At 42.5% G+C, this 14,451-nt stretch carries 12 protein-coding genes and 6 tRNA genes; 13 read left to right on the top strand and 5 right to left on the bottom strand.

Annotated elements, in window-relative coordinates; genetic code table 11:
• Positions 1 to 58: 58 nt before the first annotated feature.
• A complete protein-coding gene (locus tag ACFI6G_RS08145) occupies positions 59 to 847 on the bottom strand; it encodes a lipase family protein (RefSeq protein WP_010429969.1) in 789 nt (262 codons plus the stop codon).
• 370 nt (positions 848 to 1,217) lie between these two features.
• On the opposite strand from ACFI6G_RS08145, the gene ACFI6G_RS08140 reads away from it, so the two are divergent.
• The 6 genes from ACFI6G_RS08140 to ACFI6G_RS08115 all read left to right on the top strand — a co-directional run bounded on the left by ACFI6G_RS08140 (position 1,218) and on the right by ACFI6G_RS08115 (position 2,019).
• A tRNA-Leu gene (locus ACFI6G_RS08140) sits at positions 1,218 to 1,304 on the top strand.
• Between the two features lie 84 nt (positions 1,305 to 1,388).
• A tRNA-Cys gene (locus ACFI6G_RS08135) sits at positions 1,389 to 1,462 on the top strand.
• 51 nt (positions 1,463 to 1,513) lie between these two features.
• Positions 1,514 to 1,589, top strand: a tRNA-Gly gene (locus ACFI6G_RS08130).
• Positions 1,590 to 1,669: 80 nt separating this feature from the next.
• Positions 1,670 to 1,756 (top strand) — tRNA-Leu (locus ACFI6G_RS08125).
• A 62-nt stretch (positions 1,757 to 1,818) separates the two neighbouring features.
• Positions 1,819 to 1,892: transfer RNA gene (locus ACFI6G_RS08120), tRNA-Cys, on the top strand.
• Between the two features lie 51 nt (positions 1,893 to 1,943).
• Positions 1,944 to 2,019 (top strand) — tRNA-Gly (locus tag ACFI6G_RS08115).
• Between the two features lie 221 nt (positions 2,020 to 2,240).
• On the opposite strand, the gene ACFI6G_RS08110 is transcribed toward ACFI6G_RS08115, so the two are convergent.
• Together ACFI6G_RS08110 and ACFI6G_RS08105 are read right to left on the bottom strand one after the other, a co-directional pair.
• Positions 2,241 to 2,549, bottom strand: coding sequence for an AzlD family protein (locus tag ACFI6G_RS08110; protein ID WP_010429877.1), 309 nt, complete (start codon positions 2,547 to 2,549; stop codon positions 2,241 to 2,243).
• Positions 2,546 to 3,277 (bottom strand): AzlC family ABC transporter permease, encoded by a 732-nt coding sequence (locus ACFI6G_RS08105; protein WP_016789131.1) that lies wholly within the window; start codon positions 3,275 to 3,277, stop codon positions 2,546 to 2,548. The genes ACFI6G_RS08110 and ACFI6G_RS08105 overlap by 4 nt, the downstream gene beginning before the upstream one ends.
• 899 nt (positions 3,278 to 4,176) lie before the next feature.
• Here ACFI6G_RS08105 and nirB point away from each other — a divergent pair.
• The 4 genes from nirB (at position 4,177) to cobA (ending at position 9,134) form a co-directional block, all read left to right on the top strand.
• Positions 4,177 to 6,735: a nitrite reductase large subunit NirB gene (gene nirB, locus ACFI6G_RS08100; RefSeq protein ID WP_016767163.1), complete on the top strand. Its 2,559-nt coding sequence runs from the start codon at positions 4,177 to 4,179 to the stop codon at positions 6,733 to 6,735.
• Positions 6,736 to 6,750: 15 nt separating this feature from the next.
• Positions 6,751 to 7,074, top strand: coding sequence for a nitrite reductase small subunit NirD (nirD, locus tag ACFI6G_RS08095; RefSeq protein ID WP_010429871.1), 324 nt, complete (start codon positions 6,751 to 6,753; stop codon positions 7,072 to 7,074).
• A 134-nt stretch (positions 7,075 to 7,208) separates the two neighbouring features.
• Positions 7,209 to 8,024: a formate/nitrite transporter family protein gene (locus ACFI6G_RS08090; RefSeq protein ID WP_010429867.1), complete on the top strand. Its 816-nt coding sequence runs from the start codon at positions 7,209 to 7,211 to the stop codon at positions 8,022 to 8,024.
• Positions 8,025 to 8,357: 333 nt separating this feature from the next.
• Positions 8,358 to 9,134: a uroporphyrinogen-III C-methyltransferase gene (cobA, locus tag ACFI6G_RS08085; RefSeq protein WP_016767164.1), complete on the top strand. Its 777-nt coding sequence runs from the start codon at positions 8,358 to 8,360 to the stop codon at positions 9,132 to 9,134.
• 77 nt (positions 9,135 to 9,211) lie between these two features.
• Here cobA and ACFI6G_RS08080 read toward each other — a convergent pair whose 3' ends face one another.
• Positions 9,212 to 9,763: a DUF4174 domain-containing protein gene (locus ACFI6G_RS08080; RefSeq protein ID WP_016789134.1), complete on the bottom strand. Its 552-nt coding sequence runs from the start codon at positions 9,761 to 9,763 to the stop codon at positions 9,212 to 9,214.
• A gap of 236 nt (positions 9,764 to 9,999) precedes the next feature.
• Between ACFI6G_RS08080 and ACFI6G_RS08075 the strand changes: the two genes are divergently transcribed.
• From ACFI6G_RS08075 to ACFI6G_RS08065, 3 genes are all read left to right on the top strand, one after another.
• Positions 10,000 to 10,473, top strand: a complete 474-nt coding sequence (locus tag ACFI6G_RS08075; protein ID WP_010429860.1) for a LabA-like NYN domain-containing protein — start codon at positions 10,000 to 10,002, stop codon at positions 10,471 to 10,473.
• A gap of 80 nt (positions 10,474 to 10,553) precedes the next feature.
• Positions 10,554 to 11,219 (top strand): response regulator transcription factor, encoded by a 666-nt coding sequence (locus ACFI6G_RS08070; RefSeq protein WP_016785287.1) that lies wholly within the window; start codon positions 10,554 to 10,556, stop codon positions 11,217 to 11,219.
• The gene (locus tag ACFI6G_RS08065; protein WP_010429856.1) at positions 11,216 to 12,601 is read left to right on the top strand and encodes a sensor histidine kinase; all 1,386 of its coding nucleotides are present in this window, start codon (positions 11,216 to 11,218) and stop codon (positions 12,599 to 12,601) included. Before ACFI6G_RS08070 ends, ACFI6G_RS08065 begins: the two co-directional genes overlap by 4 nt.
• Before the next feature lie 131 nt (positions 12,602 to 12,732).
• Here ACFI6G_RS08065 and ACFI6G_RS08060 read toward each other — a convergent pair whose 3' ends face one another.
• The gene (locus tag ACFI6G_RS08060; RefSeq protein ID WP_010429854.1) at positions 12,733 to 14,037 is read right to left on the bottom strand and encodes a dicarboxylate/amino acid:cation symporter; all 1,305 of its coding nucleotides are present in this window, start codon (positions 14,035 to 14,037) and stop codon (positions 12,733 to 12,735) included.
• Positions 14,038 to 14,451: the final 414 nt, after the last annotated feature.

Below are 14,451 nucleotides of genomic sequence, written 5' to 3'. Positions count from 1 at the left end.
AAGTCGTTACAAGCTTGTGCTCTTTTTTAAGCAGCTAGCGTCAACTTGATTTGCTGTCTCAGTGTTTATCGAAGAAATCTTTATTACGGATATACTTACTCATAAGGTGATAAGAGAAAGGCCGAATCAACCAACTAAAGATAGAGCGACCAAGGCGAATGAGTGTTGGGGTGTTTTCATAGATTCTACCGTTGTAGAGCCAAAGCACTTTTCCTGTATGCCAATACATTAAAGGTAATGGCGGCATGAAGGTTACAATGTCTATGTCACAACAGATGCGGTAAGTTTTCTTGCTTAAACGGTAGTTCTTTTTAAAGCTCCAATCACCAATTGCAGGCTGGCCAAACGTGACGACTCGTTTGATGCAACCGGGATACTTTTGGTCTAGGTAGTCAGCAAATACACAACCAATAGCGCCGCCAGATGAGTGGCCGGTGATGGAAATTTTTTTTCCTTCTTTTAACAAAGGTATGAGCGTGGCTTCTAAACGTTCTATAACGGTTTGCCCTAGCTTATCTTCGTTACGACTTGGTTGGCTTTCTTGAAACATGAGATGATAGAAACCAGCATGAACACGATAGTTCAGTCCAATCCTTCTACAGCTTCTGGTCCATAATGCGAAGGTGAGTAGCCAGTCAGAAATACTGTGTGATCCCTTGATAACCACGACTACCTCATCTTTGTTGCTGCTCCATAAGACTCGAATCATGGTTTTACCAAACTGATTCTTTATGATGCGTTGTCCATTAGGGTCAAACCCGTAACGAGTTTGTTTAAAAACTCTAGGGTAAGCGAGGTTACATAGGACGGCATAACGCTCATATTGGTATCGTTTTAGTGGTTTCACATTTTCACTTCGTAATAAGAGTTACTTAAAACTCTAGAGGTTGAATGTGAAACGTGCATGAAAACGACGTTGTCTTTCTTACGCTACAGATAACCAGTGGGAAGAACTGACTTCAAACGATAATGTCCAGTCTATAAATTGAATTCCCCACCTGTGGTGATGCCATTGAAACTTAAGAACTATGTATAATAACCATACAAGCTGCAGTAATTTAAGCCTGTAAAGTTCGATATTTAATCACTTGAATTAAAAGATAAAATTTATTGTTGACGAATTTTTTCCATCCGTTAAAGTACACCTCGTTCTCACGGCCTAGGTCGCTGAGAGATGGTGTTTTACTTTTCAGTAATCAGCATTGCTTAATTGCGTTGCCCTGGTGGTGGAATTGGTAGACACAAGGGATTTAAAATCCCTCGGCGTTCGCGCTGTGCCGGTTCAAGTCCGGCCCGGGGCACCATCTATTTAGTTTTTACTTGAGAGTAGAGTGATGAACAAAGAGTGGTTCTCTTTAAACACTTCAATATATTTTTTATGTTGATAAGGCGCCTTGGCAGAGTGGCTATGCAGCGGATTGCAAATCCGTGGACCTCGGTTCGACTCCGGGAGGCGCCTCCATTTTCTTTCTTCTTTTTGTTTAGGCAAAGGGATGATTAGAATAATGATAATGCGATACTAGCTCAGTTGGTAGAGCGCAACCTTGCCAAGGTTGAGGTCATCGGTTCGAACCCGATGTATCGCTCCAAATTTTGTAATGTTGATTCATTTTGACATTAAGATGGTGTTTTACTTTTCAGTAATCGGCATCGCAATAAAGAATTGCGTGCCCTGGTGGTGGAATTGGTAGACACAAGGGATTTAAAATCCCTCGGCGTTCGCGCTGTGCCGGTTCAAGTCCGGCCCGGGGCACCATCTATTTGATTGCTACTTTTGGTAGAGATCAACAGAGTAGTTCTCTTAAAACACTCATTGAAGGCGCCTTGGCAGAGTGGCTATGCAGCGGATTGCAAATCCGTGGACCTCGGTTCGACTCCGGGAGGCGCCTCCATTCTCTTTCTTCTTTTTGCCTAGGCAAAGGGAAGAGTAGAAGAATGACAATGCGATACTAGCTCAGTTGGTAGAGCGCAACCTTGCCAAGGTTGAGGTCATCGGTTCGAACCCGATGTATCGCTCCAAATTATTCAGATATGGTAATTACGATATCTCAGTGTAAAAATCATCAACTCAAAACCAGCGAAAGCTGGTTTTTTTGTATCTGAAAATTGATAAGTTTATTAATCTTTCTATCTTCAATGGGTTATATCAGTCACTTTTAGGTATGGGGCTAGCCTTGATAGCATCGAAATATGTTATCAAGGCTTAGCTATTTGAGGGAGTGTCGTAGTATTGATAACAGCTAAAAAGATCGTACTGCCGCTGCGGCAATGATTCCTGCTGCGATTGCTGGTAGAGGTTTTTTAACGACGAACATGACGAGTGCTGTAGAAAATAGTGCCGCTCTAGCTCCGTTGTCACCTTCTACGGCAAGAGGTGTTAGAAGGGCGACTAATACAGAACCTGACATCGCTGTAATAAAACGTTGAACACGCTCGCTAATTGGAACAAATGACATGACATACACACCACCCCAGCGTGTTGCTAATGTGACTAATGCCATTGCAATGATTATCAATAATGTACCACCAACATTTGTTTCGATATTCATGATTTCTTCTCCTTCCAACAAGCTCCCAAGACTCCACCTGAGATAGCACCAACTACAACATGGCTGTTTTCAGGTAAATACCAATATGCCAACATTGAAGATGCTGCTGCTGAGGTCCAAATAGTAAAAATTCTTAAACTTTTAGGTCCAACGACGACCATGGAAAGTAAAAAACAACCCATAACCATATCGAGACCAAGGCCGACAGGATCTTGGATTGCGCTACCAAAGTATATGCCAACCCAAGTGCCAATGATCCAAAACGACCAAAGTGCTAAACCACCACCAACGAGCAATCCAAAACCGGGCTCCTTCCTCCCAAATGCATGGAGTGCCATTGCCCAGTTTGCGTCCGAAGCTATCAACATCACACCATATCGTTTTGTCGGAGGAAGTTGACGTAACCAAGGATATAGTGTCGCCCCCATCAAAAGATGACGAGCATTGATCGCGAATACGGTAATAAGAACTGGAATAAGGGGTACTTCTGCTCCCCACATATCCAACGTAGCAAACTGTGAAGCACCTGCAAAAACAAGTGTGCTCATTAACATAGTTGGAAATGCATCTAGTCCAGTTTGTACAGCAGCAACACCGAATGCGAGGCCAAATACGATCACAAACATAGAAAGAGGAAGAAGCTGTGTGAAGCCGTTCCAGACGTCGATACGTGTAAACTCGTGTAACTCAGTCGAGGAGCGTTGAAGGTGTTGAGTATTTTTTGTCATAGAGGTACCTAGCCAGCAGGCAATGGGGCAGATCCATTGAAAGATCTTGTTGTTATTTTGTAAACTGCATGTTTAACATCAATTGGTTAGGCTTTCAAACGTTATGTCGTAGATAAAATACCTGATCGGTGGCGAAGGCCGAATCTAGAAAGCTTAATTTAATCAATAACATGTCCAAACTATTAAATAAGAAATCGAGCACGCGGCTCCCCGTTTCATTCTCCTAGGAAGATCGAATAGTTTTCTTTACCTATACATGAGGGTTTGCACTGTCACAAATCGTGTATAACTCAGGGAAGGCAGTGTCTGAGTACGTGATTTAGACCAGATCAAGCTTAGTTTGAAGCGACTCATTACATCTTTGGAAATAGGCAACTGGCAAGTTTGATTCGTTGTCTCAGAACCTTGTGATGCGTCTTGAGTTGTAAAATGTCTCTTCTCAATGTCTACGGTTACTAAGCAAACAAATACACCTGTTAACTGACCGAGATGTATGTAAATGGAGTGGGGGGGAGTGTTGGAAAACAGCGGTTGTGATTCGAATCATTAAGTTATTCATATTTATACATAGTTGATCATGAAGCTGTAACCCTTTCATACCATATTACACTTCTTGTGCAATTAAATGAAAATGATTGTCATTCAATTATGTTATTGCTAATCTATTGTGAAAATTTACAACACAATGATTGATGCACTAAAGTGTATATAAAACCCCTCTAAACCCTATCAAAACTACGGTTATTCGTTTGCTTTGCGTTAAAATTAAGCACATCTACCTCTTTTGTTCTACCCCTTTCGGGTAGTTCGATTTCGTAATTGATTTACATCATATTTTCATTTTCTTTCATAATTCATTATTCGGTTAGTTAAGAAATATATAACCTTCAGGAATTCTTATGAGCAAGATGAAGCTAGTCGTAATCGGTAACGGGATGGTAGGTCATCGCTATATCGAAGATTTAGTCGAGAAGACAGATGTTGCGAACATGGACATTACTGTGTTCTGTGAAGAGCCACGTGTTGCGTACGATCGTGTACACCTTTCTTCTTATTTTTCACACCATACTGCGGATGAACTTTCTTTAGTTAAAGAAGGTTTCTACGAGAAACACGGCATTAACATGCTGATCGGTGAGCGTGCAATTAACGTTAATCGTGAGAAAAGAACAGTTTACTCGAGCACTGGCCGTGAAATTCAATACGACAAACTTGTTCTTGCTACTGGCTCTTTCCCTTTCGTTCCGCCAATTAAAGGCAACGAAGGTAAAGACTGCTTTGTTTACCGTACCATCGAAGATCTGAAAGCTATTGAAGCAACCGCTAAGAATTCAAAATCTGGTGTTGTTGTTGGTGGTGGTTTACTTGGTCTTGAAGCAGCAGGCGCTCTAAAAGCACTTGGCGTGACAACACATGTGGTTGAGTTTGCTCCTAAGTTGATGGCTGAGCAACTTGACCTAGCTGGTGGTAACCAACTTCGTCAAAAAATCGAACGTATGGGCGTAAACGTACATACAAGCAAGAACACGCTTGAAATTGCTCCTGAAGGCACTGAAGCTCGTAACGTAATGCGTTTTGCTGACGGAACAGAACTTGAAACAGATTTCATCGTATTTTCTGCTGGTATTCGTCCACAGGACAAACTTGCTCGTCAAATGGGTTTGGGTATTGCACCTCGTGGCGGTATCGAGATCAACGATCACTGTCAAACAACGGATAAAGATATCTATGCCATCGGCGAGTGTGCGTCTTGGAACCAAACTTTCTATGGCCTAGTGGCTCCAGGTTACAAAATGGCGACTGTTGCAGTCGATCACATTGTAGGTAACGAAAGCACATTTGAAGGTGCTGACATGTCTGCGAAGCTTAAGCTTCTGGGCGTAAAAGTAGGTTCAATCGGCGATGCAAATGGTCGAACTCCAGGTTGTAAGAGCTACGTTTATCAAAACGAAGAGCAGGAAATTTACAAACGCCTAATCGTTTCTGAAGACAACAAGAAGCTTCTTGGTGCAGTAATGGTAGGGGATACTTCTGATTATGGTGATCTTCTTCAACTTATGTTGAACGAAATCGATCTACCAGAACACCCAGATGCATTGATTCTTCCTGCTCATGCGGGTGCAGAAAAACCAACCCTTGGCGCGGATTCTCTACCTGAAACTGCAGTTATCTGTTCTTGTTTCGATGTAACCAAAGGCAAGATTGCACAAGCGGTTGCTGAAGGTCATCACACAATTGGTGATATTAAAGCAGTAACAGGCGCAGGTACTGGCTGTGGTGGTTGTATCCCGTTAGTAACTTCAGTACTAAATGCTGAGCTTGCTAAAGCAGGTGTTGAAGTAAAAAATGACGTTTGTGAGCACTTTGCTTACTCTCGCCAAGAGCTTTTCCACCTAATCCGCATCGAAGAAATCAAAACATTCGACGAGCTACTTGAGAAGTACGGTAAAGGCTACGGCTGTGAAATCTGTAAGCCTCTAGCGGGTTCTATCCTTGCTTCTTGCTGGGGTGAGCACATCCTTAAGCCTGAGCTAGTAAAACTGCACGATACCAACGACAACTTCTTAGGTAACATTCAGAAAGATGGTACTTACTCGGTTATCCCTCGCATGGCGGGTGGCGAAGTAACGCCTCAAGCTCTAAGCGTTCTTGCGGATGTTGCGGCTGAATACAACCTATATACGAAGATCACTGGTGCACAACGTATCGGTCTATTCGGTGCTCAGAAAGATGACTTACCAGCAATCTGGAAGAAGTTAATCGCAGCCGGTTACGAAACGGGTCAAGCTTACGCAAAAGCACTTCGTATGGCTAAGACATGTGTCGGTTCAACTTGGTGTCGTTACGGCGTTCAAGATTCAGTTGGCCTAGGCGTGATGATCGAGAACCGTTACAAAGGTATCCGTACGCCTCATAAGATGAAGTTTGGTGTATCTGGCTGTACTCGTGAGTGTGCCGAAGCGCAAGGTAAAGACTTAGGTATCATCGCAACGGATGCTGGTTGGAACATGTATGTATGTGGTAACGGTGGTATGAAGCCTCGTCACGCAGACCTACTAGCAAGCGACCTAGACCAAGAAACGCTGATCAAATACATCGATCGTTTCATGATGTTCTACATCCGCACGGCTGCGCCACTGCAACGTACTTCGGTATGGATGGATAACCTAGAAGGTGGTGTTGAATATTTACGTGAAGTCATTGTTGACGACAAACTTGGCCTTAAAGATCAACTTGAAGCTGACATCGCTGGACTAGTTGATAACTTTGCTTGTGAGTGGACTGATACTATCAACGACGAAGCTCAACTTAAGCGCTTTGCCCACTTCATCAATGCCGATGACCGTGATGAGAACGTTGTATTCGTTGATGATGGCCGTGAACAACACCGCCCAGCAACATTCACAGAAAAACACCCAGAAGCGAAGGGCGACATCCTTCACGTTGAACTGGTTTAATTGGGAGACGACATCATGGCATTTACCAAAGTTTGTAAGATCGAAGATATTATTCCAGGTACCGGTGTTTGTGCATTGGTTGGTGGTGAGCAAGTTGCTATTTTCCGCCCAACTAAAGCCGAAGAAGTGTTTGCTATTAGTAATACTGACCCGTTTTTCCAATCAAACGTTTTATCTCGTGGTTTAACGGTTGAGCACAAAGGTGAGCTTTGGGTGGCGAGCCCACTTAAGAAGCAACGCTTTAATCTCACGACTGGTGTGTGTATGGAAGATGAGAGCTTCAGCGTAAAAGCGTACAAAGCTCGCGTAACTAAAGGTGCGGTTGAAATCGCTGCTTAGTTTAACATCGACCTAGTCAGTTAAATCGCAAGATTCGATAGATCAAGGGTTCTAGTTCCCGGTATTGCCTTAATTCGGCAACTAGAACCTTTTCCTACCCAATTTTTACTTTTAACTTTTTTAAGGACAACCTTATGTCTCCTGATTTCAAACCAGCTGAATTCGTTCAAACGATGATCGATGTGGGTGAAGCTAAAACAAAGACAAGTACGCGTGATCTTCTGATTCGAAGTACAATGGCAGGTATCATTCTTTCTCTTGCTGTTGTTGTTGCTATTACAACTATCGTACAAACAGGTATTGGTATTGTTGGCGCACTAGTGTTCCCAGTCGGATTTGTTATTTTAAGTGTGATGGGTTACGACTTGGTTACTGGCGTATTTGGCTTGGCACCTCTAGCGAAATTCGACAATCGCCCTGGCATTACTTGGGGTCGTGTTTTACGTTGTTGGGGCCTTGTTGGCCTTGGGAACCTAATCGGTTCTCTAATTGTCGCTTTCCTTGTTGCAGTATCACTAACGGGTAATTTCTCCCTTGAACCAAACGCAGTTGCTCAAAAGTTCATTGCTGTTTCTACTGGTCGTAGCTTAGGTTTTGAAAACATGGGCATGGACGGGTGGATCACGTGTTTCGTGCGCGGCATCTTCTGTAACCTAATGGTATGCCTAGGTGTGATCGGTAACATGACTGCGCGCACAGTGTCTGGCCGTGTAGCGATGATGTGGTTCCCAATCTTCATCTTCTTCGCACTAGTCTTTGAGCACACAGTAGTAAATATGTTCCTATTCCCACTAGGTATGATTCTTGGCGCTGACTTCGGTATCGCAACTTGGTTGAACTTCAACCTTATCCCAACCATCCTAGGTAACATCGTTGGTGGTCTTTTCTTAGCATGTGTTCCTTTGTTCCTAACACACGCTAGAACTGCTCCTTCTCTAGGTGCTAAGTAATTGACTACCTCTGTTGAATAGAGCTAGCAGTTAAAACAAAATTAATCAGCCCCTCGCATCATGTTTGGGGCTTTTTTGATCGTATTTCGAAGTTAAGACTTAGCCTATTGGGAGGCCTAATAACCATCGATGTTAAGGGAATCGATGATCTATTTGGGCCGTAATAGATTGTTTTGTTATATAAACTTCTATCTTGTTTAGAATTAATCGTGAAGTTTTATCGAAACAACTGGTAGTCTAGAGGTAGGGATATTGGTAACTCATAGAATTTTACTGTGGGTGGCTAAACAGAATTAAGCTTGAAATATAACAAGCTAACTTTCGGAGCAAAGCATGTCAGAAGTATCGCCATCGAATGTTAATACAGGAAACAAAGGATTTGTTTCATTAGTGGGTGCGGGTCCAGGTGATCCCGATTTATTAACGGTTAAAGCGGCGCGTGTTATTCAACAAGCCGATGTTTTGGTTTACGACCGTTTGGTATCAAAAGATATCTTGGCTATGGCAAACTCAGAGGCAGAAATGCTGTATGTGGGCAAAAAGCTAGATCACCACTGTGTACCACAAGATCAGATCAACCAACTACTTGTTACTAAAGCGCAAGAAAATAAGCACGTAGTGCGCCTTAAAGGTGGAGATTCGTTTATCTTTGGGCGTGGTGGTGAGGAGTGTGAAACACTTGCCGAAAATGACGTAAAATTTGAAGTCATTCCTGGCATTACCGCTGCAGCTGGTGCCACTGCCTATGCTGGTATTCCACTGACGCATCGAGATCATGCGCAAAGCGTTCAGTTTATTACGGGCCACCTGAAGAAGGATGGCGAAGATATTGACTGGCGTTCACTTGCTCAACACAACCACACCATCGTGTTTTACATGGGCTTAAAAGAGAGCCCTAATATTCAAAAGAATCTGTTTGAGAATGGTATGCGTGCTGATATGCCTGTTGCCATTATTGAAAATGGTACACGTAAGGAACAGAAGGTGTTTCGCGGTGGGCTAAGTGACTTGGCGAATTTAGCTAGTCAGGCAAAAAGCCCAGCTTTGATTGTTGTAGGCAGTGTCGCTCAACTTCATGAAAAGCTAGCTTGGTTTAAAGAACAAGTTTAGCGTGTAACTGGTAACTGGCTCAATGCTTAATCAAGTCAATAGATAGCCGACTTGCTCTCAGGTTGACTAAAAGCGGATTAAATACTGCAGCGGCTATTTTGTCGCTGCATTTCTTGCTGTCTCATTGGCATCTCGTCAATGAGGTTGGTAAGCAAATTCCAATCTGTTTTTCCATTCCATCTATGTTTTTCTTTTCCATCTTTTCCTATTAAAACAGCCGTATGTGACCCTTTAGGGATCTGATAGCTGCTGGTAACGGCCTTTAGATTGAACTCTTCATTTAGCCAAGTCGGAACGGTGTAACCACTTTCTGCAATTACCATGACGACGACATCTCGCTCGTCCAATTGACAATTATTAATTAGAACTTCGTTTAAAAAGTCTTTAACCACTGAGTCTTCAGTGGGAGCAAAATAAATCACACTTCGATGTGGTAAAACTTTTGAATGAGAGTAGGCAGGATAAGCAAAGGCCGAGTTGATCGTTAAGCTCATAATTAATACCGTACTGATAGTCAGTAGTGTTAGTAGCGAAAACCACCAACTTGTGTTGTATGAATCGCTTGTTCCTCGCCATCGGCTTGGTAGGACGATGTTTGAGAATGATTTGAGTATCTGTCGTTGTTGCATAGCCAAACTCCATTTAATAAGCCTTTGCTCAAGAGCGAACTAACAACTCTCTCTATAAAGTGTAGAATCCAACACCACTACATTCCAATTCTATCGGGGAACATCGAGCATAGATCGCTTTGGTATAGGTGAACTTACGTTAACGATAGCCAACAGGTTCATTTTATTAAATAAAGCGACTCGCATTTCACAATTGAATAGAATAGGGTTTACGGAAAATCTAAAGGTATGAATTTATGGAAAATATAGCAATTTTGGTCGACGTTCAGAACGTTTACTATACGACACGCGATAAATACCGTTCTAACTTCGACTATAACCAGTTTTGGTATGTTGCCACGGAAGGACGTAACGTAATTGCAGCCAATGCCTACGCTATCTCTAGTCAAGATCCTAAACAGCGTCAATTTCACCATATTCTTCGCGGTGTTGGCTTTAATGTGAAGTTAAAACCGTTTATCCAGCGCCGAGACGGCAGCGCAAAAGGGGATTGGGATGTAGGCATTGCGTTAGATGCGATAGAACTTGCCGAGACGGTTGATACAATTGTTTTGGTATCAGGTGATGGTGATTTCGAAATCTTGGTTGAACGAATTAAAGAGCGCTTTGGTAAACCTGTTGAAGTATACGGCGTTCCCGGATTAACGGCTCAAAATCTTATCGATTCTGCCTCAAAATTTGTACCGATTGAAAAAGATTTCTTACTATAAGAGAAATCTCGCATTTTATAATTGAAATCAATAATAACGATAATTAGAATGCAAACTATTATTATTTATCGGTTTGTATGATGTCGCGCGTTTTAGTTGTTGATGATGATATTCAGTTATGTGAATTGTTGGGTGAAGTGTTGGAGAATGAAGGGTATCACGTCGATACCGTTCATTGTGGTGAGTCTGCGCTTGAGTTTATCCAATCTCATCCCGTTGATTTAGTCTTGCTTGATGTAATGCTACCTAACCTCAGTGGGATACAAGTGGCAAGACGCATTTGTCAGCGTTTCGCAACGCCCATTCTCATGTTGACGGCTCTTAATGATGACGCTTCAATGTTAGATGGTTATCAAGCTGGCGCAGACCAATACATAGCCAAACCTTTCAACGTTCCTGAGTTGTTGACTCGCATTAAGGTTATCTTACGAAGAGTAGGATTTGAACGTCAGAGGCAATCTTTGGCTTCATCCAATCAGGGATTAGGCGAGCAGTTGGCTCGTTTACCGTTAACCGGTACTGAAAAAGACTTGCTCGATTATCTCGTTAAAAATGATGGCATCGTTGTCTCCAAATCTGATCTCCAAATCCATGTACTTAAGAAAGAACTGTGTCCTTTTGATCGTAATTTGGACATGCATATCAGCAATATACGCCGAAAGCTTGTGCAGGCGGGCTTGTCAAAACAACATATTAAAACTGTTCGTGGTAAAGGTTACAGTTACCTAGAGTCGTTAGGAGCATGAGTAAAAAACTGCTGCGTTGTCCTGACTTTATCGCCAAGCGTAAAGATGGTTTAACATTCCAACTTTTCTCGTACCTGACGATTATCATTATCAGCATTTTTATTTTCCAAGCTGTAGCTGAGAAGGCCTTGATGAAGGCATTACTAAAAGTCCCAGACTCTGTGAAGCACGAGATGCTAGACCTCGCATATCAAGCTAATGTGTTAATCGAAGAAGGGGACATGGATGAACTTGCCGACTGGGCAAACGCTCAGCAGTATTACCTATTTGTTTTGGGAAAAGACAATCACCCGATCACACATAGGCACATGCACCCACACTTTGAATTCAAGTTGCGTTTCTTAAGAACGTTAGATCATCAATTGGATGCCGTTGTGAATCGGCCGATATTTGGCCTACCTTTAAATGACGGTAAAAGCCTAGTTATCCAATTACCGCACCGGTTCCATCCCGCTAAGTCGTTTGGTTTGTACTCGTCCTTAATGAAGGTCTTTATCGCTTTCATCATCCTGTCTTTGTTCTCTTTAATTATGGCGCGTAGGTTACAACAACCTTTGGATCGTTTGCGAGAAGCGAGTCGACGTTTAGCGGAAGGTGACTTTTCGGTACAAGTCGTCTCTGAATTGAAATCAAATACACGAGAATTTAATGAATTAGCAGTGGATTTTGATCACATGACGTTTGAGATCAAATCTCTCGCAGAGAAGCAGCGTCGATTAATACGAGATGTCTCTCATGAACTCAGGACTCCATTAGCAAGGCAGAACCTCGCATTGCACTTATTGCGTAATAAAGTTGATGAGAAGAGTATAGGCTTACTAGATCGTATGGAAAGCGAAACAGAAGAGATGAATAAGCTGGTGGGCGAAATACTCGAGTTTAGCCGCTTAGAAACCTCTCGTTATGATTCCAAATTTAGCCTGATGCACCTCGAGCACTATTGCTCGATGTTGATCGCGCAGATGCAAAACGACTTAAAACCGAATCAAACTTTGGTTAGTGATCTAACGATGCCTACGCCGATGGTTAACGTTGATGAGCGACTGCTTTTAAGAGTTATTGGAAATTTGGTTGGTAATGCTATTAAGTACGCTGGCGAGAATGCTCATATCGTTATATCAACGCGCGAACTCGTTATCGATAAAAGTTACAGTGTCATATGTGTAGAAGATGATGGTGAAGGCATTCCTCATAGCAAGATTGCAGGCATTTTTGACCCGTTTACACGGATAGAGTCAGCCAGAGATAAACAATCCGGTGGTTACGGCTTAGGCCTTGCGATTGTTAAAGAAGCAATGGGCGTGATGAATGGGCACGTTACTGCTGAGAATAGAGACAGTGGAGGCCTTAGAGTAAACCTGATGTTCCCAATCGCCGATTAGCTGCCCGTCCCTGTAAAACAATACACAATAAAAAACGCCACTGCAGATGCAGTGGCGTTTTATTTTTATCAGCTAAGGCATAGCCATTAATTACGCCTTAACTTAAAAGCAAGAGCATCAAAGAAGCTAGATTATGCCTGTTGGCGTGCTAGTTTAACTTCTTCTTCTTTCTCGCCAGCTGCTGGGTCGTTAAAGCGAGCTTCGTCGAAAGAACCTTCAGACTTCGCAACGATGATCGTTACGGCACTATCACCTGTGATGTTTACTGCTGTACGAATCATGTCAAGAAGACGGTCAACACCCATGATAAGCGCGATACCTTCAAGCGGTAGGCCTACTTGGTTCAATACCATCGCCAGCATAACAAGGCCAACACCTGGAACACCCGCTGTACCAACAGACGCTAATGTCGCCGTTAGGATAACCATCAGGTAGTCACCCATAGTAAGGTCAATGTTGTATGCCTGTGCGATAAACGCTGTCGCAACACCTTGCATGATAGCCGTACCATCCATGTTCACAGTTGCACCTAGGGGTACAGTGAATGATGCTACTTTATTGTCTACACCCATGCGGTTCTTAGCTGTTTCCATTGTTACTGGAATGGTTGCGTTCGAAGAAGCCGTTGAGAATGCAAACATGATTGCATCTTCCATCTTACGTAAGAACGTAATAGGACTTAAACCGGTGAAACCTTTCAACATCGCACTGTAGGTAACCAAACCGTGCAGAAGTAGGGTACCAGCAAGCACTAAGAAGTATTCTGCTAAGTTCCAAATTGCACCTAAGCCAAGACCTGAAAACAGTTTTGCCATTAAGAAGAACACACCGTAAGGAGCTAGGTTCATTAGTAGCGCTACTAACTTCATGATAACTTCATTCAGATCTGAGAAAACCGCAGCGATACGTTCGCCTGGCTTACCTGCAGCACTAATAGCAATACCAAACAACACGGCAAAAACGATAACTTGCAGTGTTTTTCCTTCAGCCATCGCCTGGATAGGGTTAGTAGGGAACATGTCGATGATGACTTGACCCAAAGATGGTGCGTCCGCTGACTTGAAAGAGCTTGCAGCAGTAAGATCTGCACCTGCTCCTGGCTGGAATAAGTTACCGATAGTCAGAGCCAGTGTGATAGCAACGGCAGTCGTACCGATATAAAGTGCTAACGTCTTACCGCCCATACGACCAAGAGTTGATAGGTCTTTCAGTGAGCTTGTACCACACACTAGTGAAACGAAGACTAGTGGAACAACAAGCATTTTCAAACTGGCGACAAAGATTTGTCCGCCTACTTCAAAGAGTCCGTTAACGATGTAGTTGTTAACAAATCCGCTGTCTGCAAAAAGAGATTGAATGGCAAATCCCGTAAATATACCTACGACCATACCGAGGATAACTCGTCCAGTCAGAGACATAGGTTTCTTGGTATTCATTTAGAACACTCCTTATTATTTATAACTTTGACACCTTTTCAAAGTGAGCAGGAGATTAGCAGTCGGTTGATTAAATCGAAAAACAAAAAATTGCTTAGGCATTATAGATGTGATCAAAATCACTGATAAATTTGTAAAATAAACAAGTGTAATTAAATTTATTCACTATTTATTTACATTTATCGAGGCTTTTATACATAAAAACATCGTTTCAAAGGTAGTAAATAAGATAGAAGGTTTTCTTATCGGTTTTGGGGTTGGATTGATGGAGCAAATAACCTTGTAATAAAGTGTTGTGCACTTATTTGTGAATGAATCATTAAGTCAGAGGATCAAATGATGTGTTGAACGACAATTTCTGGTGGAGAGGACAAAGTCTTTCTAAGCGCTTTACAAAACTTTACGAATGCAAAG

Source organism: Vibrio sp. PSi01 (genome assembly GCF_054960695.1).
Note: the sequence above shows the minus strand (reverse complement) of the source record. Positions and strands in the feature narration are given on the sequence as shown.